The organism is Roseburia sp. AM51-8 (genome assembly GCF_003478275.1).
GTDB lineage: Bacteria > Bacillota > Clostridia > Lachnospirales > Lachnospiraceae > Pararoseburia > Pararoseburia lenta.
In genome coordinates, this window is record NZ_QUEY01000002.1 from 285416 (window position 1) to 307721 (window position 22306).

At 40.6% G+C, this 22306-nt stretch carries 22 protein-coding genes and 1 pseudogene; 22 read left to right on the top strand and 1 reads right to left on the bottom strand.

All coding sequences use genetic code 11. From position 1 onward, the window contains the following. Positions 1-5: 5 nt before the first annotated feature. The 20 genes and pseudogenes from DW996_RS05095 to DW996_RS05180 all read left to right on the top strand — a co-directional run bounded on the left by DW996_RS05095 (position 6) and on the right by DW996_RS05180 (position 19118). Positions 6-1016 carry a LacI family DNA-binding transcriptional regulator gene (locus DW996_RS05095; protein ID WP_118535051.1) on the top strand — a complete coding sequence of 337 codons (1011 nt, stop codon included), beginning with the start codon at positions 6-8 and terminating at the stop codon, positions 1014-1016. Between the two features lie 114 nt (positions 1017-1130). After that, complete coding sequence (locus DW996_RS05100) at positions 1131-2438, top strand: ABC transporter substrate-binding protein (RefSeq protein ID WP_118535052.1); 1308 nt, start codon at positions 1131-1133, stop codon at positions 2436-2438. A gap of 158 nt (positions 2439-2596) precedes the next feature. Further along, on the top strand, positions 2597-3448 hold the full coding sequence (locus tag DW996_RS05105; protein ID WP_118280441.1) for a carbohydrate ABC transporter permease: 852 nt from the start codon (positions 2597-2599) through the stop codon (positions 3446-3448). After that, a complete protein-coding gene (locus tag DW996_RS05110; protein WP_118280440.1) occupies positions 3448-4290 on the top strand; it encodes a carbohydrate ABC transporter permease in 843 nt (280 codons plus the stop codon). The genes DW996_RS05105 and DW996_RS05110 overlap by 1 nt, the downstream gene beginning before the upstream one ends. Positions 4291-4325: 35 nt before the next feature. Continuing rightward, complete coding sequence (malQ, locus tag DW996_RS05115) at positions 4326-5810, top strand: 4-alpha-glucanotransferase (protein WP_118535053.1); 1485 nt, start codon at positions 4326-4328, stop codon at positions 5808-5810. Positions 5811-5933: 123 nt separating this feature from the next. Further along, on the top strand, positions 5934-6413 hold the full coding sequence (gene greA / locus DW996_RS05120) for a transcription elongation factor GreA (RefSeq protein ID WP_118280438.1): 480 nt from the start codon (positions 5934-5936) through the stop codon (positions 6411-6413). Positions 6414-6505: 92 nt separating this feature from the next. Then, entirely contained in the window at positions 6506-8479 is a 1974-nt protein-coding gene (gene lysS / locus DW996_RS05125; RefSeq protein WP_243098674.1) for a lysine--tRNA ligase, read from the top strand. 222 nt (positions 8480-8701) lie between these two features. Beyond that, positions 8702-9220: a ClbS/DfsB family four-helix bundle protein gene (locus DW996_RS05130; protein WP_118535245.1), complete on the top strand. Its 519-nt coding sequence runs from the start codon at positions 8702-8704 to the stop codon at positions 9218-9220. A gap of 248 nt (positions 9221-9468) precedes the next feature. Continuing rightward, complete coding sequence (locus DW996_RS05135; RefSeq protein ID WP_118535055.1) at positions 9469-10182, top strand: lantibiotic protection ABC transporter ATP-binding protein; 714 nt, start codon at positions 9469-9471, stop codon at positions 10180-10182. Further along, positions 10175-10906, top strand: coding sequence for a lantibiotic immunity ABC transporter MutE/EpiE family permease subunit (locus DW996_RS05140; RefSeq protein WP_118535056.1), 732 nt, complete (start codon positions 10175-10177; stop codon positions 10904-10906). Before DW996_RS05135 ends, DW996_RS05140 begins: the two co-directional genes overlap by 8 nt. 1 nt (position 10907) lies before the next feature. Further along, positions 10908-11648 (top strand): lantibiotic immunity ABC transporter MutG family permease subunit, encoded by a 741-nt coding sequence (locus DW996_RS05145; protein WP_005330844.1) that lies wholly within the window; start codon positions 10908-10910, stop codon positions 11646-11648. 14 nt (positions 11649-11662) lie between these two features. Further along, positions 11663-12325, top strand: a complete 663-nt coding sequence (locus DW996_RS05150) for a response regulator transcription factor (protein ID WP_118535057.1) — start codon at positions 11663-11665, stop codon at positions 12323-12325. Then, positions 12313-13689, top strand: a complete 1377-nt coding sequence (locus DW996_RS05155; RefSeq protein ID WP_118535058.1) for a sensor histidine kinase — start codon at positions 12313-12315, stop codon at positions 13687-13689. The genes DW996_RS05150 and DW996_RS05155 overlap by 13 nt, the downstream gene beginning before the upstream one ends. A 240-nt stretch (positions 13690-13929) precedes the next feature. Beyond that, positions 13930-14718, top strand: coding sequence for an SGNH/GDSL hydrolase family protein (locus DW996_RS05160; protein WP_118535059.1), 789 nt, complete (start codon positions 13930-13932; stop codon positions 14716-14718). Positions 14719-14855: 137 nt separating this feature from the next. Continuing rightward, positions 14856-14993, top strand: coding sequence for a hypothetical protein (locus DW996_RS12975; RefSeq protein ID WP_158575210.1), 138 nt, complete (start codon positions 14856-14858; stop codon positions 14991-14993). 122 nt (positions 14994-15115) lie between these two features. After that, a pseudogene (locus DW996_RS05165) lies at positions 15116-15655 on the top strand (Fic family protein); the annotation flags it as partial. A gap of 206 nt (positions 15656-15861) precedes the next feature. Then, positions 15862-16023, top strand: a complete 162-nt coding sequence (locus tag DW996_RS13230; RefSeq protein WP_279220145.1) for a DUF6462 family protein — start codon at positions 15862-15864, stop codon at positions 16021-16023. Positions 16024-16043: 20 nt separating this feature from the next. Beyond that, positions 16044-16910 carry a TrmB family transcriptional regulator gene (locus tag DW996_RS05170; RefSeq protein ID WP_118535060.1) on the top strand — a complete coding sequence of 289 codons (867 nt, stop codon included), beginning with the start codon at positions 16044-16046 and terminating at the stop codon, positions 16908-16910. Further along, positions 16894-18333: an MFS transporter gene (locus DW996_RS05175; protein ID WP_118535061.1), complete on the top strand. Its 1440-nt coding sequence runs from the start codon at positions 16894-16896 to the stop codon at positions 18331-18333. Before DW996_RS05170 ends, DW996_RS05175 begins: the two co-directional genes overlap by 17 nt. A 2-nt stretch (positions 18334-18335) precedes the next feature. Then, entirely contained in the window at positions 18336-19118 is a 783-nt protein-coding gene (locus tag DW996_RS05180) for an SGNH/GDSL hydrolase family protein (protein WP_118535062.1), read from the top strand. A gap of 488 nt (positions 19119-19606) precedes the next feature. On the opposite strand, the gene DW996_RS05190 is transcribed toward DW996_RS05180, so the two are convergent. Beyond that, positions 19607-20824, bottom strand: coding sequence for an AraC family transcriptional regulator (locus tag DW996_RS05190; protein ID WP_118535063.1), 1218 nt, complete (start codon positions 20822-20824; stop codon positions 19607-19609). Positions 20825-20944: 120 nt separating this feature from the next. Here DW996_RS05190 and DW996_RS13580 point away from each other — a divergent pair, with 120 nt between their 5' ends. Beyond that, the gene (locus tag DW996_RS13580) at positions 20945-21397 is read left to right on the top strand and encodes an MFS transporter (protein ID WP_118535064.1); all 453 of its coding nucleotides are present in this window, start codon (positions 20945-20947) and stop codon (positions 21395-21397) included. Then, positions 21358-22293: an MFS transporter gene (locus DW996_RS05200; protein ID WP_118535065.1), complete on the top strand. Its 936-nt coding sequence runs from the start codon at positions 21358-21360 to the stop codon at positions 22291-22293. Before DW996_RS13580 ends, DW996_RS05200 begins: the two co-directional genes overlap by 40 nt. Positions 22294-22306: the final 13 nt, after the last annotated feature.

Here is a 22306-nt window from a genome sequence, read left to right on the forward strand (position 1 = left end):
CAGATATGACGATCAAAGATATAGCAAAAATCAGTGGCGTGAGCGTCAGCACTGTTTCCCGCGTATTAAACAACCACCCGGATGTGAGCGAGGATGTACGGCGCAAGGTCATGGCAGTTGTGGAGGAGTACAATTACATTCCCAACAACAGCGCCAGATCATTGGGACAGAGCAAGTCAGATAACATTGGACTGATCGTCCGTGGTATCTCCAATCCTTTCTATACATCCATCATCCATGAGATCGAGCAGGATATCGAGAAGGCTGGTTACACACTTGTGATGCAGCAGATCGGCGCCACGGAGGATGAACTCTTAGCAGGTGCCATGATGGAGCGGGACAAGAGATTGCTGGGATTGATCTTTTTGGGAGGACGTCTGGACTATACCAAGGAACAGATCGCAGCGATCAGCGTACCTTTTGTTTCCTGTTCTTCCAACAATGCTTATGGATCCTTGGATGATACCTGTTATTCCAGTGTATCGATCGACGATACGCAGACTGCCTATGAAGCAGTCAAGGAACTCTATAAAGAGGGACACCGCAGGATCGCCGTTCTTCTGGCAAGACCGGATGACGGTTCGGTTTCCCAGATCCGCTATGAGGGATATGTCAAGGCATTGACCGAGGTGGGGATGGTTCCGACAGAAGATCTGATCATGTCTGTGGACAGTTACAATATCGCAGATGCCTATCATGGGACAAAAGCGTGGCTGGATAAGGGAATAGCCTTTGATGCGATCTTTGCGATCGCAGACAACCTTGCCATGGGAGCCATGAGAGCGCTTCGGGAAAAAGGGATTATCGTGCCGAAAGATTGCTCCATTGTAGCGATCGATGGTATTGAGGTGTCAGAGTATATGGCACCGGCACTTTCTACATATTGTCAGCCGATGGAAGAACTGGGAAAGACCAGTGTGGACCTTCTCATCGATCTGATCGAGAAAAAGGGAGAACACAGGCAGATCATCCTGCCGACAATCTTCCGCGAGGGGGAGACCATTGCAGTCCGATAAATCGGTCATAAATAGCAGTGGTCCTGCATATAATGATTTTTGATTGTGGCAAAAGCGCAGTGCCATAATTGGAAATAAATACTTATCAATTATCACGAGAAGGAGAGGGTAATCATGAAACTAAAAAAAGTATTAGCATTGACAATGGTTGCTACAATGGCAGTTGGCGCATTTGTCGGATGCGGCAGTTCCAAAGATGGGGGAGATTCTGCTAAGTCAGATTCCGGAAAGGTCTACTATCTGAACTTCAAACCCGAAGCAGATGATGCGTGGCAGGCTTTGGCAAAGGAATACACCAAGGAGACAGGTGTTGATGTTACGGTTGTAACAGCAGCATCCAACAAGTATGAAGAGACACTGATGGCAGAGATGTCAAAGAGTGAGGCTCCTACTTTATTCCATGTAAACGGACCGGTTGGATTGAAGAACTGGAAAGATTACGCAATGGATCTTTCAGATACAGATGTATATAAGAACTTAAACGGTGATGAATATGCATTGAAAGATGGCGACGAAGTTAAGGGTATCGCAATGGCTGTTGAGACATACGGTATCATTACAAATACAAAGTTATTAAAAGAAGCAGGATATACTGTAGATGATATCCAGAGTTTCGATGACTTAAAGAAGGTAGCAGAAGACATCACAGCAAGAAAAGACGAACTTGGATTTGCAGCATTTACTTCTGCAGGTATGGATGATTCTTCTGACTGGAGATTTAAGACACACCTTTCAAATCTTCCAATCTATTTTGAGTATCAGGATGAGAACGAAACAAGCACAGATGCGATCAAGGGAACCTATCTTGACAACTACAAGAACATCTTTGATCTGTACATCAACAACTCAACATGTGATCCAAAGGAACTTGCAAGCAAGACCGGTGATGACTCAGAAGCTGAGTTTATCAATGGCGAAGCAGTATTCTTCCAGAATGGTTCATGGGAATATGGCAACGTAGTAGGTGATAAGAAGTTATCTGCAGATGATGTTACAATGATTCCTATTTACATTGGTGTTGGTGATGAAGCAAATCAGGGACTCTGCACAGGTACAGAGAACTACTGGTGTGTAAACAGCGCTGCTGATGAAAAGGATATTCAGGCAACACTTGATTTCATGAACTGGTGTGTATCTTCTGACAAGGGAACAACAGCAATGGCTGATGACATGGGATTTGTAATTCCTTTCAAGGATGCAAAGGATACAGACAACGTATTCGTTCAGAAGGATAAGGAAATGCAGGCTGCAGGCAAGACAACAATTCCTTGGGACTTCACAACCATCCCTTCAGAGCAGTGGAAGGCTGACCTTAGTTCTGCACTTACAGCTTATGCAGCTGGAACTGGATCATGGGATGATGTTAAGACAGCATTCGTAGATGGATGGGCAAAAGAGTACAAGGCAGCAAATCAGGAATAATCCGCATTTGCAAATTTCATAGATGCATCGATTCCCTTGCGCAGGAATAGCATCGCTTATAATTGTTTTGAATAACCGGAGGGCGGGCAAACAACGCCTGCCCTCTATATTTATGCCCAAAAGGCAGATGATTTTATCGTTTTTTAAAGGAGGTTACCATGGAAAAAGCAGTTAGAAAATATTGGCCTGTCTTTGTGCTGCCGACCGCTGCGGCTTTTTGTGTAGGCTTTTTGTATCCGTTCATTCAAGGATTATATTTATCTTTCTGCAGCTTCATTACGATTGACCGGGCAAAGTTCAACGGATTGCAGAATTATAAATACGCACTTACCGATGCAACTTTTTTGCATGCATTCTGGTTTACGGCATTATTTACGATCGTGGTTACGATACTGATCAATGTCGGAGCATTTGCACTTGCACTTGCACTCACCAGTAAGTTGAAAGCATCCAATCTTTTCCGTACCATCTTTTTTATGCCAAACCTGATCGGCGGTATCGTCTTGGGATACATCTGGCAGATTCTGCTCAACGGAGCCTTGACTTTACTGGAAAAGCCGCTTTTGGCATTGGATGAAAAATACGGATTTATCGGTTTGCTCATACTGATGTGCTGGCAACAGATCGGTTATATGATGATCATTTACATAGCAGGATTGCAGTCGATCCCGGATGATTATATTGAAGCAGCAAAGATTGATGGAGCTACAGAAGGACAAATATTATGGAAGATCAAAATTCCGAATGTTATGCCGTCAATTACCATTTGTATGTTCTTATCCCTTACCAATGGCTTTAAGTTATTCGATCAGAACTTAGCACTGACCGGCGGTGAACCGGCACATGCTTCCGAAATGCTGGCGCTGAATATCTACAGTACTTTCTATGCGAGAAGCGGACCACAGTGGAAGGGTTATGGACAGGCGAAAGCCGTGCTCTTCTGTATTTTAGTCATCATCATTTCCATGATACAGTTGAAGGCAACCAAATCTAAGGAGGTGCAGCAGTAATGAAAGAGAAAACAACCTTAAAAAGCAAGATCTTATTTGTTGTACTTTTGATCCTTAGTTTAGCATGGATCTATCCGGTATTTATGATCCTGATCAACTCCTTTAAGACGGATCGAAATATCACGACAAGAACGGTATTCCAACTGCCGAATGCAGATAGTTTTGCCGGTCTGTCAAACTTTGTGGATGCACTAACCTCCAAGGGTTTTGCAAAGGCATTTGGTTACAGTCTGATGATCACGATCACCTCAGTTGTACTGATTCTGATCTGCTGCTCTATGTGTGCATGGTTTATCACAAGAGTCAATGGCATCATATCCAAGATTTTATATTTCCTCTTTGTATTTTCTATGGTAGTGCCATTCCAGATGTTGATGTTTACCTTATCTTCTACGGCAGACAGATTGGATTTGAATAAACCATACAATATCTGTATTATTTACCTGGGATTTGGAGCGGGACTGGCGGTATTTATGTTCTGTGGTTTCATGAAGTCCATACCATTGGAGATCGAGGAAGCGGCGATGATCGATGGCTGTAATCCTTTGCAGACCTTCTTTTTGATCGTACTTCCGATCTTAAAACCGACACTGATCTCCGTTGGAATTTTGGAAACCATGTGGTTGTGGAACGATTATCTCTTACCATATCTGGTACTTGATCGTAAGAAGTATATGACCATTCCGATTTTGATCCAGTACTTCCAGGGAAGTTACGGAAAAGTAGAAATGGGACCAATGATGGCTTGTATCCTTATGACGGTATTGCCGATCATCATTGTATATCTGGTTTGCCAGAAGTACATTATCAAGGGTGTTATGGCTGGTGCTGTCAAAGGCTAAGACTTGTTCCCTTATAAAATTATGAGGTGAAAAATATGAATAGAAGTAGTGGAATATTACTTCCCATATCTTCGCTTCCATCACCATATGGTATAGGCACCTTTGGAGCGGCAGCATATGCTTTTGCTGATTTTTTGCATGAGGCAGGGCAGAAATACTGGCAACTTTTACCACTGGGGCCTACCAGTTATGGGGATTCGCCTTACCAGAGTTTTTCCACCTTTGCGGGAAATCCGTATTTTGTGGATCTGGATCTTTTGATCGAGGATGGACTGCTTTTGGCGGAGGAAGTAGAAGCATGTGACTGGGGAGAAGATCCCCGTCATGTGGATTATGGAAAGATTTACGAAAGCCGCTTTGCCATATTGGCAAAGGCAAAGGCAAGAGGCTATGCGAGAGACTATGAGGATGTGCAGGCTTTTTGTCAGGAAAATGAGCAGTGGCTGGATAATTATGCACTTTACATGGCATGTAAAAAGCATTTTGGCATGAAGGCATGGAGTGAGTGGGAGGATAAGGATATCCGTATGCACCGCCCGGAAGCGGTCGAAAAGTACCGCCGGGATTTGCAGGAGGATATGGAACTCTTTATTTACATCCAGTATCTCTTTTTTAAACAGTGGAATGCCCTGCGTGCCTATATCAATGATCTTGGCATTGAGATCATCGGGGATTTGCCGATCTATGTATCCATGGATTCTGCGGATGTGTGGGCAGAACCGGAGTATTTTGTTTTAAATGAGGAGCGTATCCCATTGGAAGTGGCAGGTGTACCGCCGGATTATTTCAGTGAGGATGGGCAACTCTGGGGCAACCCGATCTATGATTGGGAGGCTATGGCAAAAGATGGATACGGTTGGTGGATCCGACGGATCGAAGGAGCCGGCAAGTTGTATGATGTGATTCGTATCGATCACTTCCGCGGATTTGATACCTATTGGGCAGTGCCTTATGGGGAAAAGACCGCTAAGATCGGTCAGTGGAAGCAAGGACCGGGCATGGATCTGGTCGGACTTTTGAAAAAGACATTTCCAAAACTGGAATTTATCGCAGAAGATCTGGGTGAGCAGTCACCAAGTGTCAGACAGTTGCTTGCAGACAGTGGCTTCCCAGGCATGAAGATCTTAGAGTTTGCCTTTGATTCGGATGAGCCAAGCGACTATCAGCCGCACACCTATCCGAGACACTGCATTTGTTACACCGGAACCCATGATAACAGTCCGGTCATGCTCTGGAAGGCAGAGGCAAAGCCGAAAGATGCCGCCTATGCAGCAGAGTATTTAGGCATTGGGGACGAACCTTATTATTGGGGCTTTATCCGCGGTGGCATGCGGTCGGTAGCACTTCTCTTTGTGGCACAGATGCAGGATTATCTGGGACTGGGCAAAGGACATCGCATGAATGTGCCGGGGACGGCAAGTGGAAACTGGACCTGGCGTATGCTTTCGGAAGAGGCAACGACAGAGATTGCAGAGAAACTATATCGCATGACCAAGATATACGGTCGTCTGCAAAAGTAAATAAAAAAGAAAAGAGGTGGCTTTAAGACCCGTAGGAACGTGGTTTTAAGGGCACCTTTTCTTGACAATCAGAGGCTTTTTGCCTATAATAGATTGATTAAATATCAGAAAGGATATGCAGACATGGAAAAGAAAAATATCTTGACATATGGTGGACTTAAAAAATACGAAGATGAACTTCAGGAGTTGAAGGTTGTTCGTAGAAAGGAAGTTGCTCAGAAGATCAAAGAAGCAAGAGAGCAGGGCGACTTATCAGAGAACGCAGAGTATGATGCAGCAAAGGATGAGCAGCGTGATATTGAGGCTCGTATCGAGGAATTAGAGAAGATTCTTAAGAATGCAGAAGTTGTAGATGAGGAAGAAGTAGATCTTGACAAGATCAGTGTTGGATGTCAGGTCAAGATTTTGGATATTGAATTTGACGAAGAACTGGAGTACAAGGTTGTAGGTTCTACAGAGGCAAACAGCCTGACAGGCAGAATTTCTAATGAGTCACCGGTTGGCAGAGCCATCATGGGAGCAAGCGTTGGAGATATCGTGACCGTTGAGACTCCGGCAGGCGATTTACAGTACAAGATTTTAGAGATTCAGAGATCAAACTAATAGATATAGAGGTGTTACATGGCAAATCAGAATAATACACAGGGACAGGATCTGGACAACTTTTACAGATCAGACGTGAAAAGTTAGCCAACTTGCAGGCAGCAGGTCAGGATCCTTTCCAGATCACAAAGTATGATGTGACCCATCATACATCCGACGTAAAGGAAATCTATGCCGCACATGAGGCAGAACTTCTTGCTGGCAGAGAGGATCCGGATACCGAGGGTATGGATGAAGGGGAAGCAAGAGAGATCATCAAGAAAGAATACGACGAGAGAAGAAGCATTATGGATGCTTCTCCGATCCGGGTGTCTATCGCCGGACGCATGATGTTCAAGCGTGTGATGGGCAAGGCTTCTTTTGCAAATATCCAGGATTTAAAGGGCAACATTCAGATCTATGTGGCAAGAGATGCCATTGGTGAAGATTTATATGCTACATTTAAGAAATCAGATATCGGTGATATCTGGGGTGTTAAGGGATATGCTTTCCGTACAAAAACAGGAGAAGTTTCTATTCATGCAGAAGAAATGACACTTCTTTCTAAGTCTTTACAGATTTTACCGGAGAAATTCCATGGATTGACAGATACAGATACCCGTTATCGTCAGAGATATGTTGATCTGATTATGAATCAGGAAAGCAAGGATGTATTTGTAAAGAGATCACAGATTATCAAGGAAATCCGTAAGTTCTTAGATGGACGTGATTTTATGGAGGTGGAGACACCGATGCTGGTATCCAATGCCGGTGGTGCTGCTGCTCGTCCATTTGAAACACATTACAATGCTTTGAATGAAGATGTAAAACTTCGTATTTCTTTGGAATTATATCTGAAGAGATTAATTGTTGGTGGATTAGAGCGAGTATATGAAATTGGACGTGTGTTCCGTAACGAAGGTGTAGATACCAGACATAATCCGGAATTCACATTGATGGAATTATATCAGGCATATACAGATTATGAAGGAATGATGGAACTTACAGAGTCTATGTTCCGTTATTTGGCAGAGACTGTATGTGGTGGAACCAAGATTTCTTACCAAGGTACAGAGATTGATTTAGGAAAGCCATTTGCACGTCTTACTATGACAGATGCTGTCAAGAAATATGCTGGCATTGACTTTGATCAGGTGGCAGATGATGAAGAAGCGAAGAGATTGGCAGAAGAACATCATGTTGAATATGAAGAACGCCATAAGAAGGGCGATATTCTGAATCTGTTCTTTGAGGAATATTGTGAGCATGAATTGGTTCAGCCGACATTTATTATGGATCACCCAATTGAGATCTCTCCACTGACAAAGAAAAAGCCGGAAGATCCAAACAAGGTAGAACGTTTTGAATTGTTTATCAATGGATGGGAAATGTGTAATGCATATTCAGAGTTGAATGATCCAATTGATCAGCGCGAACGTTTTGCAGCGCAAGATGCAAATGCAGCAGCAGGTGATGATGAAGCAGAACATACTGACGAGGATTTCCTGAATGCACTTGAAATCGGTATGCCTCCAACAGGTGGTATCGGTTACGGAATCGACCGACTGGTTATGCTGCTTACAGACAGTGCAGCGATTCGAGATGTATTGCTCTTCCCGACAATGAAGTCACTCGGTGATGTAAATAAGAAAAATGATGAAAAAAATCAGGCTGCCGAAGAAATGAAAGCAGAGCCGGAAAAAATTGATTTCTCTAATGTAAAGATTGAGCCTTTATTTGAGGAAGAAGTTGATTTTGATACATTCAGCAAGTCAGATTTCAGAGCTGTAAAGGTTAAAGAGTGTGTTGCAGTACCGAAGTCAAAGAAACTGTTACAGTTTACGCTTGATGACGGAACAGGCACAGATCGCACGATTTTAAGCGGTATTCACGCTTATTACGAGCCGGAAGAACTGGTTGGTAAGACACTGATTGCCATCACAAACCTTCCACCGAGAAAGATGATGGGTATTGAATCTTGTGGTATGTTACTTTCAGCAGTCAATAATCTGAAAGACTCAGAAGATGAAGAACTGCATCTGATTATGGTTGATAACCACATTCCAGCAGGTGCAAAGCTCTATTAAGATGATGTATGGATGTACCGTTTCACAAAATAGACGGGATGTACTTCATTTGATAAAAAACTGAAAAAACAGCGATTTACATCAAACTTACATCATTTGATGCAGAAATCGGTGCAAGCAAGAAAAAATCGCATAATTAGTGCAATGAGTGGGCAATTCCAATCGGAGTTGCCCATTTTAAAACAAACAGAAATACAAATCGGGATTTGTGGAGATAGACTAGTGCGAACATACGAGAATAAAGATGAACTTAAGAACGAGATAAATAAAAGTTTTGCAAAGTACATTTCAGAATTTGATATTATTCCGGAATCATTAAAAGATAAGAGAGTTGAGGAAGTTGACAGAACTCCAGCAGAAAATCTTGCTTACCAGGTTGGCTGGACAACTCTTGTTATTAAATGGGAATCAGACGAAAGAAAGGGTATTCCTGTCAAAACTCCTTCGGATAATTTTAAGTGGAATCAGCTTGGCGAATTATATCAATGGTTCACAGATACATATGCTCAGCTGTCACTGCAAGAATTGAAAGACAGATTGAATGAGAATATCAACTCTATTTATGCAATGATTGATTCTCTGAGTGATGAAGAATTATTTAAACCACATATGAGAAAATGGGCTGACGAAGCAACTAAAACAGCTGTCTGGGAAGTATACAAATTCATACATGTTAATACAGTTGCTCCGTTCGGAACCTTTAGAACCAAGATTAGAAAATGGAAAAAGATTGCACTATAACTTCCAGTTTGCCAACTTGCCCTTTGAGAGAGGAGAAATCCTTTTCTCAAAGGGCTTTTTCTATTTATACAGATATTCGCAAACTACAAGATAAAGCCAAAACTTCATATACTCTAATTGATGGTTTATTCCATACGAGAATAAAAATAGAGTAGACGAATTATTTAGCAATCTTCATCAAATCTTTATTTTTCCCTGATAGATTATATTTCAGTGAGAAATGAAATATAGAAGGAAGGATAGTAAAGATGGAAATGATGTTGCAGACACAAAATCTATGTAAATATTTTAGAAAACAGAAAGCGGTAAATAATGTTTCGCTTAATATCGAAAAGGGACAGATTTATGGACTGCTTGGACCGAATGGTGCGGGAAAATCTACCACATTGAAAATGTTGATCGGTATGATGAAACCCACTGCAGGAAAGATTTACTTTGATGGAAAACTTTGGGATAGGAAAGATTTATCAAAAATAGGAGCGTTAATTGAAAATCCGCCTATTTATGAAAATCTTTCCGCCAGAGAGAATTTGAAGGTAAGACAATTATTGCTTGGTACAGATGAAAACAGAATTGATGAGGTCTTGCAGATTGTATCACTCACAAACACCGGAAAGAAGAAAGCAGGACAGTTTTCTTTGGGGATGAAGCAAAGACTAGGCATTGCAATGGCATTGCTTGGAGAACCGGAATTTTTGATATTGGATGAACCTACGAATGGATTAGATCCAATAGGCATCGAGGAATTACGAGAGCTGATCCGGTCTTTTCCGGAACAGGGAATCACTGTAATTCTCTCCAGTCATATTCTCTCAGAGGTACAGTTACTTGCAGATAAAGTCGGGATTATTTCAGGTGGAATCTTAGGATACGAAGGAGCATTAAAGCAGGGAGATAATCTTGAAGATTTGTTTATGAATGTGGTAAGAAAAAACCAGAAAGCAGGTGAAATCCATGGTTAATATTATAAAAGCAGAACATCAAAAAGCCAAAAGAACCATGCGAAAAAAGTTTATCTGGGGATTTCCTCTTCTTACATTTGTTATGGCATTTATATTTACTCTTGGGATGACAAATGCTTATGCAGAAAGTGTTTGGAACTGGTGGTATACACTTTTGCTGCCGGGGATGATTGCTCTATTTTGTTATCTTTCTGTGGCGCAGGAGAAAAAGATAAAATACTATCATTTAATGACTATTCCCATAGACAGAAGAAAATTGTTGCTGGGGAAAATTATTTATATTGGGTACATGATTTTGTTTTCTAATGTGATTGTGTTTGCAGGAGCAACGCTTGGAGGCTTTCTTCTAACGACACATGTTCCAGTTGGAGGAGCGTTGATTGCAGTATTGTTTCTGACGGTTTCTGAGTTATGGGAGATTCCGGTAGCTTTATTTTTAAGTGAACGATTTGGAATGATTGTAAACCTGTACGTCTGCCTGTTTATTACCGTCAGCGGCGTGGTAATATCACAAACCAGAATCTGGTATGTACTTGTTTCTGCAATCCCTATGCGAATGATGTGCCCGTTGCTTCATGTTTTACCAAATGGACTTGCCGCAGAAGCAGGGAATCCTCTTTTGGATACGGGAGTCATTGTTCCGGGAATGTGTCTCTCAATCATCTGGTTTGTTTTTGTAACGGTTCTGTTTTTGAAATGGTTTGAGAGAAGAGAGGTGAAATAAGATGATTGGAAGATCTCTTAATGCAGACTTGCGAAAGATGAAAGGAACATCTGTGATTCTGGCACACTTACTGATTCCGATTATAACCAGCGTTATATTTTTAATATATTACTTTTTTTCACCATGGAATGAAAATATGAAAGTGATTGCATTTTATCAGGCAATAGGAGCAGGACTTCCGGTACTTATTGGAATTTTTACAGCAAGTGTGATGGAACAGGAACAAAATGCAGGTGATTTTCAAAATCTGTTGTCTTTACCAGATAAACCTGCAGCATTTTTATCGAAACTGTTGATGCTACTGGTTTTGTGTCTGTGCTCTATCCTATTGACAGCAATCATATTCGGAATTGGATTTGGAAGAATCGCATCAAGCGATATCGAAATCATGAAAGGATGTATATTTGCAGCATTGCTGCTGTGGGGAAGCAGTGTTCCACTTTATCTGTGGCAGCTGATTCTGGCTTTTCAGTTTGGAAAAGGGGTATCCATTGGAGCAGGGATTATATCAGGACTAATTAGTGCATTGATGCTTACCGGACTTGGAGATTATGTGTGGAAATATGTATTTGTCTGCTGGACGGGTAGAGTACCATATACTTATCTGCAATCTGTATTGGGAGAAACTAGTGTAGGTGAATGGTTGTCATTCATACCAGGTTGCTTAATATTTACAGGGATTAGTATGGTATACTATTTTTGGTGGGTAAACCACTGGGAAGGAAACAGAATATCGGAATAGAATCGGGGGAAACTATGGCAAAAATACTGGTAGTTGATGATGAACCGGCAATTTTGGAAATGATAGAAAGCATTTTGAATAAGGATGGACATCTGGTTACCAAAGTAAGTAATCCACTAAAAATTAATATGGAAGAATTACATCGTTATGACCTGATTTTACTGGACATTATGATGCCTGGAATGGATGGCTTTGAATTATGCAAAAGAATCAGGGCACTTGTGGATTGTCCGATTTTGTTTCTTACGGCAAAAACGGAGGAAAACAGTCTTGTAAACGGACTTTCTTTAGGAGCAGATGATTATATTTCAAAGCCATTTGGAGTGATGGAACTTCGGGCAAGGATCAATGCACATCTTAGAAGAGAGCACAGGGAACATTCTGTCCGGATGGTTTTGGGGAGGGTCTGTATTCAAATATCTCAAAAGAAACTATTGGTTGATGATAAGGAACTTCCTCTTACGAAAGCGGAGTACGAAATCTGTGAATTTCTGGCTAAAAACAGAGGACAGGTTTTCTCGAAGGAACAGATTTTAGAAGCGGTCTTTGGCTTTGACAATGCGAGTAATGACAGTACTATAATCACGCATATCAAAAATATAAGAGCAAAATTTGCGGATTATGATTATATGCCGATAAAAACAGTCTGGGGGATTGGATATAAATGGGAAGAGTAAAGAGAAGCAATGCACTCAGCAGGATTTTTATGAGATATGTACTGGTCATGCTTGGATCATTAGTTGGTTTGGTGATTGTTGCTTATCTGCTGCTGTGCCTTTTGATTAGTGTGGGCTGTATTTATCCGGCAAATTATGCAGAGCAAAAGATTAATGAAGCATATGATACGATTCTACGTGCAGATAAAGTGACTGCTGAGATGATTCCCGCACTTTGTGATTATGTAATCTTTTCAGAGAATGGAGAGAAAATAGGTGGAGATTTGTCAGAACAATACGAACAGATAGCATGGAATGTTGCAAAGTACGGAAACGCATCCGGGAAATATTTTTATAAAGTAATTGTAAGGGAAAATGAATATGTTGTATTGCAATATCGCCTGACACCTCAATATCATTCAGCTTTTTTGAGGGAGCATTTTATAGAACCACAGAATGTGATGAGTATTATGTCTGTGATTGGAGCGGTAGCGATTATCATCATTCCGTCCATACGTTTTGGAAAAAGAATCAAAAAGCAGATGCAGCCTGTATTAGACGCAATCGGACAAATAAAGGATCAAAATCTGGAATATGAGACATCCTGTTCCGGTATCAAAGAGTTTGATGACTGTTTATCGGCAATCGATGATATGCGAGATGCATTGCGAGAATCTTTAGAAAAGCAGTGGAAAACAGAGCAGGAAAAGAAACAGCAGATGTCTGCTTTGGCGCATGATATTAAAACACCTCTTACGATTGTACGGGGAAATGCAGAACTACTTTCAGAGACTGAACTGACCACAGAACAGAAGAATAATATCACTTATGTTTTGAACGGCACAACACAGATACAAAGTTATGTAAAACAGTTGATAGATGTCACAAAATCATGGAATTGCAGTGATGTTACCTATACAACGGTGAGGTTAGAAGATTTTTTCGCAGATATAAAGGAACAGGCACTCGGACTGGTAGAAATCTATCACCAGAAGATAGATTGGAAGGCGGAACAAAGTGATAAAAAGGTAACGATTGCTTATGATCCAATGTTCCGAGCCGTAATGAATGTGATTCAGAATGCAGTGGAGCATACAAAAGAAAATGGAATCATTTATATTGACGCAAAGGAGCAGGATGGCCGGCTGACATTCATTGTGGAGGATAGCGGATCAGGATTTACAAAAGAAGCATTATTGCATGGCACAGAGCAGTTTTTTATGGATGACACAAGTAGAAATGGCGAAGCCCATTATGGGATTGGGCTTTTTTTCGCAAAAACTGTGGCTGAAAAATATGGCGGAGGGATTAAACTTTCAAGTTCTGAAAATACAGGTGGGGCGAGGGTAGAAATATTTTTCCTGAGTAGTCAAGAAACAAGCTAAATAGACCGCAATTAAGCTATGTAAAAGAAATTTTACATGCATTTATCTAAGGAGAACGCATGATTTTAAGCGGTCTTCACGACTAGTACGACTCTATTAATATTTATAATAAAACAAAATTACAATAAGATGTTTAAAATTACAATACGTATAAACAAATCGGTGATAAACTGGGATTATCAAAAAGAGTTTATGCCACAAAATATCAATTTGGAGGCAAAGTTGCTGGAGGAATAGAAGATGAAGAAAAAAAAGTGTGTTATTTTGACAATTGTACTGCTTCTTGTTGGTTGGATTGCCTTTTGTGGTTTCCAGTGGAGTTGGGGACCGTTTGACTTTTTGCATAATATAAAGACAAGTAAGTTGCCTGGCAATGCCACGGAATACGATTTAGAATATGCAGGAACCGTAGAAAACAGCGTGCTGCAGGGAAAGACGATTTGCTTTCTTGGCTCTTCTGTTACCAAGGGAGCAGCTTCCGGTGACGTTTCTTTTGTCGATTATATCGGACAGAGAAATCAATGCACGGTGGTAAAAGAGGCTGTTTCCGGTACAACACTTGTGGAAGAGGGCGTAGATTCCTACATTACCAGATTGAAAAAATTAGATCCGAATATGCAAGTTGACCTCTTGGTCTGCCAGTTGTCTACCAATGATGCATCACAGGGAAAGGAACTTGGAAAAATAAGTGATTCTGATGACATTTCGGATTATGATACAAAGACGATAACCGGCGCGATGGAATACATCATCGCTTATGCAAAGGAGACGTGGAACTGTCCGATCGTATTTTATACGGGAACAAAGTATGAGAGCGAAGCATATCAGCGCATGGTAACAAGGCTATTGGAACTTCAGGAAAAATGGGGCATCGGCGTCATTAATTTATGGGATGATGAAGAAATGAATCAGGTATCCAAAACAGATTATGCACTGTATATGGCAGACCCTATTCATCCTACCAAAGCAGGCTACCTCAAATGGTGGACGCCGAAGATTGAGGAAGGACTTTATGCACAATTTGAGTAAGGAAAGAGGCAAAAGAATAAACAGGTATTTAATCCATATCTTCCATTAGACACTTACATCCCGGATGGGGAACCACATGTGTTTGGTAATAGAGTTTATATTTATGGCAGCCATGATAAGGAGGGTGGGAATTTGTAATGGATACGCATGCACCGGTGATGAGAAAAATCATGCCGGGTATCATGAGCAGGATTTTTAACAAAACAGTGGAAGAAATCAGGCAGGAAGAACCACAGAGCATTTTAGGAGCAAATTTTGTGGAAAAACAAATGTAAAGGTTGTGACGCGGGGCGCTTCCGGTTTATTCCGCGTGATGACAGAACCAGAAAAGTTCGTTGCAGAAATTCCGTTAGAGGCTTCTGACAAATGGAAAGAGAGTAGAAAGTTATAAAACTTGTTATTCTTCATTAAATATTTAAGGACACTGGGGTTTTCTGCAACTAATGATATATTTGCGGAAAATGCGTGGTATTTTAGAAATGCACTTGTCCGTGCAAACTATACGAATCTGCAAAAAGGTATTCATGAAACAACAGAGTATCTGGAAACATTTCTCAGAAATCTGCCTTTGAACGAGAAGAATGAACTTCATAATCGAAATCTTCATATAAGTGGACTTTTGAATGAAGAAAAAGTGGACATTGGAGATGAAGAAGTGGATATTGAGAACGAAAAAGTGAACATTCAAGACCCAAAAGTGGATGTTGAGAGTGTGCTTTCCGAAAAAACTAGCGATTTTTCGGTAAAAACGACAGAACATATCCATAAACTCTTTGAAAAGTTTGGCTTTGATGAGGTGTTTGGAAGAAGTGCAGTTATGGAGCTTCTTGAACTGAAAGGTTCAGGTGCTTCAAAACTTCTTTCCAATTTGGCGCAGGCGGATATTATTGAACCAGTGTCCGGTCACGGAAAAGGAAGATATAAATTCAAGAAGTAATTAGAAATTCCAAGGAACGATGGCTATGAAGAATAAATTAGAAAAAATCGGTCAAATTTCTTCGCAGTGTTATTGCCGTATGCTCAAAACTCAGAAAAAAGAGATTGTAGTATAATTTTTTGAAGAATATTGATTTTGGCTAATAGATAAACAAACCAAATAAAGGATAATGAATAAGGCATTGGTCATAATTGGCTGATGCCTTTTTGCGTGCACCAAAAGCTTGTTACAAGGTAAATCAGTTGGTACTGGTCAATTTAGAAATAATGGATAAGTATCTGGAGACATTCCATATAGTTGAGGATTGCATTGATGAAACAATAATTTTAAAAAGAGTATTGACAACGGAAAGACTCGCATTACAATAGTGGTGTGGGGTATAACTACTATGAAAAGTTTTGAATTTTTGGAAAAACTCGGTTTTTCATCTAACGAGGCAAAAGTATACGGCACGTTGATAAAATACAAAGTGCTAAACGGCTACGAAATCGCCAAATTATCCGGCGTTGCGCGTTCGTTGGTTTATGAGGTCATCAATCGTTTGATTGCAAAGGGCGCGGTCATCCGTATAGACGGAGAACCTAATTTTTACAAGCCTATCGAGTATCAAGACCTTATCCGCAGCATTAAGGAAGAAAACGAAAAGAATATTGCCTGCGCCGAACGCGAACTTCAACAACTCGCAACGGAAAATGCCGACGTCGATTACGTAATGAATATAGTGGGCGAAGAAAAATACGTTGCCAAGGCAAAGGAACTTATCGACAGCGCGCAAGCGGAAATTTCGCTGTCCATTTGGCGGGAGTCGTTCGAAGTGCTGCGTAGTAATATCGAAAACGCAATATCTCGCGGAGTAAAGGTGCATATTTTTACCTTCGAAAGTATTTCGGTCGTCGGCGCAACGGTGTATTCGTACAATATCAACGACGTTTCAACTCTGTTTCCCTACCGCAGAACAACAATCATAATCGACGGCGGAGAGTGCTTAGTTGGCGAAGAGGGTGATCGCAACGTTTACGTGCATACGCGCAATCATTCGGTTGTTTCTCTTGCCACCGACGAAATAGTTTTGAATGTTTTTTGGAATAAACTTATCGAAAAAGAAAACCTGTTGTCCAAGGGATGCTCCGGTGCGGATTTTTTGCAAGCCATACACAATTTGGCGGAGCGCTACGGCATTACCGACGAGATGACCAAGAATTTTCTTGTTTACAATTTTCAAAAGGAGAAAACGCAAAATGGCAAAAAATGTTGAACGATTACAGGCGCGCGAAGCCAAAGAACTTATCCGCCGCGAAAAGCAGTTGGGCGCAAGAAGCAACAAGTTTTATATGATTTACTTGTTTATGATTTTGGCGCTCATCTACATAACGGACGAAATGGCGTCTACTATATCCATTCAGTTTCAGGCGAATATAGTTACGGAATTCTTCGTAAAAAATATGGGTATGGAATACGGCGCGGGATTATCGCTCTTTTCCGCCATAGGTTTTATTTCCTATCCGGTAACGGTGCTTATTATTTTCTACCGTCCCCTTGCGGACAAATTCGGGCGTAAGCCGTTTTTGGTTATTAACACATTCTGTATGGGGTTAGGGCTGTTCATTGTGTATTTATCTAAGGATATCTACGTTTACATGATAGGCAGCACGTTGATGAGTTTTATGGTGTCGCACGATATGCAATGTGTGTACATACTGGAATGCTCCGACGAAAAGTCCCGCGCCCGTAACTACGCAATCGTAAAAGCGGTGGCGATACTGGGTACGTTGCTTGTTCCGTTGCTTAGGGCTACGCTTATGCAAAATGTAAGCGAGCGTTGGCACGTTGTATATTTAGTTCCGGCAATGATCGGTTTTGTAATGGCGTTTTTCGCGTTGCTTTTTGCAAAGGAAACAAACGCGTTTTTAACCAAAAGAATAGAGTACTTAAAAACTCCCATCGAAGAACGCGAACAACGCAGTAAGGAAGAGTGCGAGCAAAACGCTCAAGGCGGAATTCTGACCGCTGTAAAATTCGCATTCAAACACAGGCAATTACGCTTTTTGATTATCGCCTGCTGTTGTTTCTATCTTGCTTCATTAGGTACGGCAACGTACAGTACGGTTATGGCAAAGTCTGCTTTGATGACGGAAGAAGAAATAACTCTTGCTCTATTCTTGTATCCCGTAGGCAACGCGCTGTTTACGTTAATATCGGGTTTTGTGTCGGACAAATTCGGGCGCAAAATAACTATAATTGCGATGTCTTGTTCGGCGTTGGCGTGCTATTTGCTGTTTATTTTAAGCGGTATGTTCAAGTGGACTCCGTATTTGACAGGCTTTGCAATCGGCGGATTTATGGGCAGTTACTGGGGCGCGGGCGATACTATCGGCGGAATAATGTTCTCCGAGTCTTCTCCTACAAACTTGCGTTCGTCCGTAACTGTAATCAACACGTTGCTTAACGGAATTATGGGCGGACTTGCAACGGTTATCAGTATGATACTGCTTCCTATCATTCCCGAAAAGATGTTCGGCTATATGTACTTGGGTTTGACTGTGCCGGGGCTTGTGGGCGCAATCGTAATAATGTGGCTGTTTGTCGGCGAAACTCGCGGGCTGGATCTTAAAACGGTAACGGGTACGGAATGGGATAAGCCTAAAAAAATTAAAGAAGAAACACAGGACGGTGAATAAAAATGGATAACAAATGTTTTGAACTCGGCGCAAACGAACAGCCGTTGGATATTATCAAGGAAACATGCGGTTTTGCAGGCATATTCAAACAAATAGGAGTGATAGGGGATTCTTTGGCGTCGGGTGAGTTCGAAAGCCACGACGAAAACGGCAGCATAGTTTATACCGATATGTACGAGTATTCGTGGCCCGCTGTTTTGGAGCGCATTACGGGGACGAAGTACAACAATTATTCTCGCGGCGGAATGACCGCGCGTGAGTATATGCAAAGTTGGGCGGATACAAACGGATTTTGGCAATGGAATCAAGCGTATATCATTGCGCTGGGCAATAACGATTCGTTTGTCTTCGGACATCCGTTGGGAAGCGTCAAGGACGTCAACGCAGAATGTCCGCAGGATAACGCCGATACGTTCTTCGGCAATATGGGCAAAATCGTTTGCAAACTTAAAACGATCGAGCCAAATGCGCGTATTTTTGTCGTTACTCCGCAACTTCGCGGTGAAGCCTGCGATAAAGATATTCGTTATATCGCAAGCGAACTTGCCAAATTGTGCGATATGTTTGACTTTACGTACTTGCTGGATATGACTGCGCATGCGCCCGTATACGATGCCGAAATGCGTAAGTCGTTCGGGCTGGGCTTCCATCCGAACCCGATGGGGTACTATGCTTACGCATTGATGGTGGCTAATTATATCGATTACGTTATACGTAGTAACCCTCGGGAATTTGCAACGATACCGTTTGTCGGTACGTCGCTCAAAAACAAAGATTACAAATAGTATGTATTTACTGAAATGAAAAGTGTTGGCGTAAGTTTTAGTAGATAAGAGAAGGGATATGACACATTTGAACCATTTAAGTTTATAGGTGGTGTCGCTAAGGGGTATGCTTGGAGTACGGCAATCGGATTTCGGGCAGTGGACGGACTCAAACCATTAAAATATTTGATTGATACCGCCATTCAGAATATTGAAGGCAAGATTACGATGAAAGAAGCGCAGTTGTGGAGCTTTTTGAACTGAAAGGTTCAGGTGCTTCAAAACTTCTTTCCAATTTGGTGCAGGCGGATATTATTGAACCAGTGTCCGGTCACGGAAAAGGAAGATATAAATCAAGAAGTAATTAGAAATTCCAAGGAACGATGGCTATGAAGAATAAAGTAGAAAAGTCCTCGTCAATACCACTAGTGTCATTCTTTTATGCTAGGAGAAGGTGGAATCTTGTTATTTTATAGGAGATGGCAGAGGCATGCATGCTTCTGCCATCTTTAGGTTTGTGGGTATTGATTCGGAATTGAAGTGCCCAGACTTTTTTTTCTATATTGTAGAGGGGTGATATTATAGTGTTTCTTAAAGGATCTCTGAAAATGGCTCTGGTTAGCAAATGTTAACAAGGATGCTATTTCTGAAAGAGATTTGTCGGAATGAGCTAGTAGAATCTTCGATTCCTCGAGCTTCGTACGGATAATAAATTCCCCTGGTGTAAATCCAAGTTCTTCGTGAAAAAGTTTGCTTGTATGTGATCGACTATAGCCCAATTGTTGAGCAACATCATCTACAGTGAGGCTCGAATACACATTTTGGCGTATGAAATGAATACTTGAGAGCAGTGACTGATCAAGATTTTGGGGTAGCGGAATAGAGTGGACTTTCTCTGCAAAGAAAAGAGCGCAGCGTCCGATTAAAAAGTCAATTTGTTCAATATCTTCAAGCTTTGTAATGTCGGAGTAATAATTTGCAACAATCTCGCTACATTCCTTTAATGGTATTCCTCCTCGTCTGGCTGCCTCTGCAAACAGAGCGATAGAATAGTATCCAATCTGCTTATGTTGCATAATACTGTTCTCCCCCCACGGAAGTTCTGTGTATGCCTCTGGGGAGCAAAGGTATTCCATAACAGAATGGATATTACCGGTTTCTATGTACATAATAATTGAATCTGGCTCGATAAGCATGGAAGAGGAATCCTCGTTGAATGATTGTTTCTTCATATATGTTTGATTGGAGGTGTCGGACAAAGTGTCATTTTGCAGGCGGAAAAAATCATTCCTGGTAATATCATCCTGGTTAAAAATGTATTGCAGAAATAAAAGTCTGTCAATGAAGTCAAGCTGCGTATAGAGTGGTATAGTTTTATATATTCTTTCAATTAGTTTACGTTTCACAGCAGGCACCTTCATTTGGTAAAAAAGATAAGAAAGCTGATTATCTGATAATGGGAGCGAAGAAATAGGACCTATAAGAAGTTTATATTCGGTATCTTTTATAGAAATACTTCCCCAGAAGAAATTGTCTTTGGTTTGATAGTATGAGATTGAATTACCAACGAAATTGGGGTTTTGTAATACCTCATGAGGATGATATGTCATTAATTCTGTTGGAATTGAAGATATCAGTTTTTCAGATTCATATAAATAAACAGGTATCCGGAAAATATTATATGAGTATTTACATATGGATTCCAAATTATGCTCTGACCAGTTCATTATTAATTCCCCCTAATAAGATAATAGTACAATAAAAGAGACGATTGTGCAATATTAAAAATATTAGATCTGATATATATAGAATAAAATAAAGATGTTCGTATACTGTAGGAGGTCAAAATGAGCGAGAAAAAAATAACAATGTTTCAAAAAGTGGTATGGAATTTGCCATCTCTAACATCGAATGGATTGTGGGGAATAATGGCGGGATATCTGACATATTATCTGACGCAGAGTGTGCTTTTATCATCGGCATCTGTTGGAGGAATACTGATGGCATCAAAAATATTTGATGGTTTTACAGATTTAATTGCAGGATACATTATCGAAAAAACAAATTCAAAATGGGGAAAGGGACGTCCATATTCATTATTTGCTTCTGTCGCGTGGGTATTTATTATTCTAATTTTTGCTGTACCAAGTTTCTTTAGTACAACAGCAAAACTCACATACGTTTTTGTATGTTATACGCTTATCAATTCTGTAGCATTAACATTTTTTAACTGTTCTGAACAGGTTTATATGCTTAGGCTATGCCAAATGAGAAGGATAAGTCATCTACTCTTGCAATAGGTGGAGCAATTGTAACCTATGGAAGCACAATACTTGCAATTGCAATGCCTATAATTATTACCACGTTATGTGCTAAAAGGCAGGGATGGACTGTTTTGGCTTTGGCAATGGGTATTCCTTCTATCATTTTAGCTGCACTCAGATTTGTTTTTGTAAAAGAAATTCCATTTACAAATGAAACAAATGATACTGCTAAAAAAACAAAGGTTTCTGTATTGGATATGATCAAGCATATTATTGGCAATAAATATGTATTGATCTGTCTTGGATTAGTATTCTTTTATTATTTTAATTCAAATTTGGGAACAATTGTAACAGGCTATTACTTTACATATAACGTCGGTAATCTTACATTATTATCAATCATCAGTGCGACTGCATTAATAACCCCAATTTTTCTTTTGTTTATTCCTAAAATGCTTGAAAAGTGGGGAAAAACTAAGGTTCTTAAGATGGGATTGTTATGTAATTTACTTGCATGTATTGTGAGAGCGTTTGCACCATTAAATCTTGTACTTTATGCAATAACTTCCCTTGTATGTTCATTTGGAACACTTCCTATGGTTTATTTTATTGGATTATTGCTTATGGATTGCATGGACTATGGCGAATGGAAAATGAAATACCGGGTTGAAAGTGCTTATTCAGCGGTGAGCAGTGCAGGTCAAAAAATTTCAGCCGGAGTGGCAAGTGGTGTGGCTGGACTTATCATGGGAGCAACAGGATTTGTTAGTGGTGCAGACACACAGAGTACTTTGGCAATGGCAGGAATCAAGGGATTAACCATTTATGCACCTATTATCGTGGGAGTAATACTGTTTGTTCTTATCAGTGTTTATAAACTGGACGACAAAATGGATCAAATCAAAAAAGAGATTGGACAAAACAGAGAATAGTAGAGAGAAAAAA

What these genes read in the sequence shown, in the direction of transcription:
- DW996_RS05095 (WP_118535051.1), top strand. Translation starts at nt 6, where the DNA reads ATGACGATCAAAGATATAGCAAAAATCAGTGGCGTGAGCGTCAGCACT.
- DW996_RS05100 (WP_118535052.1), top strand. Translation starts at nt 1,131, where the DNA reads ATGAAACTAAAAAAAGTATTAGCATTGACAATGGTTGCTACAATGGCA.
- DW996_RS05105 (WP_118280441.1), top strand. Translation starts at nt 2,597, where the DNA reads ATGGAAAAAGCAGTTAGAAAATATTGGCCTGTCTTTGTGCTGCCGACC.
- DW996_RS05110 (WP_118280440.1), top strand. Translation starts at nt 3,448, where the DNA reads ATGAAAGAGAAAACAACCTTAAAAAGCAAGATCTTATTTGTTGTACTT.
- malQ (WP_118535053.1), top strand. Translation starts at nt 4,326, where the DNA reads ATGAATAGAAGTAGTGGAATATTACTTCCCATATCTTCGCTTCCATCA.
- greA (WP_118280438.1), top strand. Translation starts at nt 5,934, where the DNA reads ATGGAAAAGAAAAATATCTTGACATATGGTGGACTTAAAAAATACGAA.
- DW996_RS05135 (WP_118535055.1), top strand. Translation starts at nt 9,469, where the DNA reads ATGGAAATGATGTTGCAGACACAAAATCTATGTAAATATTTTAGAAAA.
- DW996_RS05140 (WP_118535056.1), top strand. Translation starts at nt 10,175, where the DNA reads ATGGTTAATATTATAAAAGCAGAACATCAAAAAGCCAAAAGAACCATG.
- DW996_RS05145 (WP_005330844.1), top strand. Translation starts at nt 10,908, where the DNA reads ATGATTGGAAGATCTCTTAATGCAGACTTGCGAAAGATGAAAGGAACA.
- DW996_RS05150 (WP_118535057.1), top strand. Translation starts at nt 11,663, where the DNA reads ATGGCAAAAATACTGGTAGTTGATGATGAACCGGCAATTTTGGAAATG.
- DW996_RS05155 (WP_118535058.1), top strand. Translation starts at nt 12,313, where the DNA reads ATGGGAAGAGTAAAGAGAAGCAATGCACTCAGCAGGATTTTTATGAGA.
- DW996_RS05160 (WP_118535059.1), top strand. Translation starts at nt 13,930, where the DNA reads ATGAAGAAAAAAAAGTGTGTTATTTTGACAATTGTACTGCTTCTTGTT.
- DW996_RS12975 (WP_158575210.1), top strand. Translation starts at nt 14,856, where the DNA reads ATGGATACGCATGCACCGGTGATGAGAAAAATCATGCCGGGTATCATG.
- DW996_RS05170 (WP_118535060.1), top strand. Translation starts at nt 16,044, where the DNA reads ATGAAAAGTTTTGAATTTTTGGAAAAACTCGGTTTTTCATCTAACGAG.
- DW996_RS05175 (WP_118535061.1), top strand. Translation starts at nt 16,894, where the DNA reads ATGGCAAAAAATGTTGAACGATTACAGGCGCGCGAAGCCAAAGAACTT.
- DW996_RS05180 (WP_118535062.1), top strand. Translation starts at nt 18,336, where the DNA reads ATGGATAACAAATGTTTTGAACTCGGCGCAAACGAACAGCCGTTGGAT.
- DW996_RS05190 (WP_118535063.1), bottom strand. Translation starts at nt 20,824, where the DNA reads ATGAACTGGTCAGAGCATAATTTGGAATCCATATGTAAATACTCATAT.
- DW996_RS13580 (WP_118535064.1), top strand. Translation starts at nt 20,945, where the DNA reads ATGAGCGAGAAAAAAATAACAATGTTTCAAAAAGTGGTATGGAATTTG.
- DW996_RS05200 (WP_118535065.1), top strand. Translation starts at nt 21,358, where the DNA reads ATGCCAAATGAGAAGGATAAGTCATCTACTCTTGCAATAGGTGGAGCA.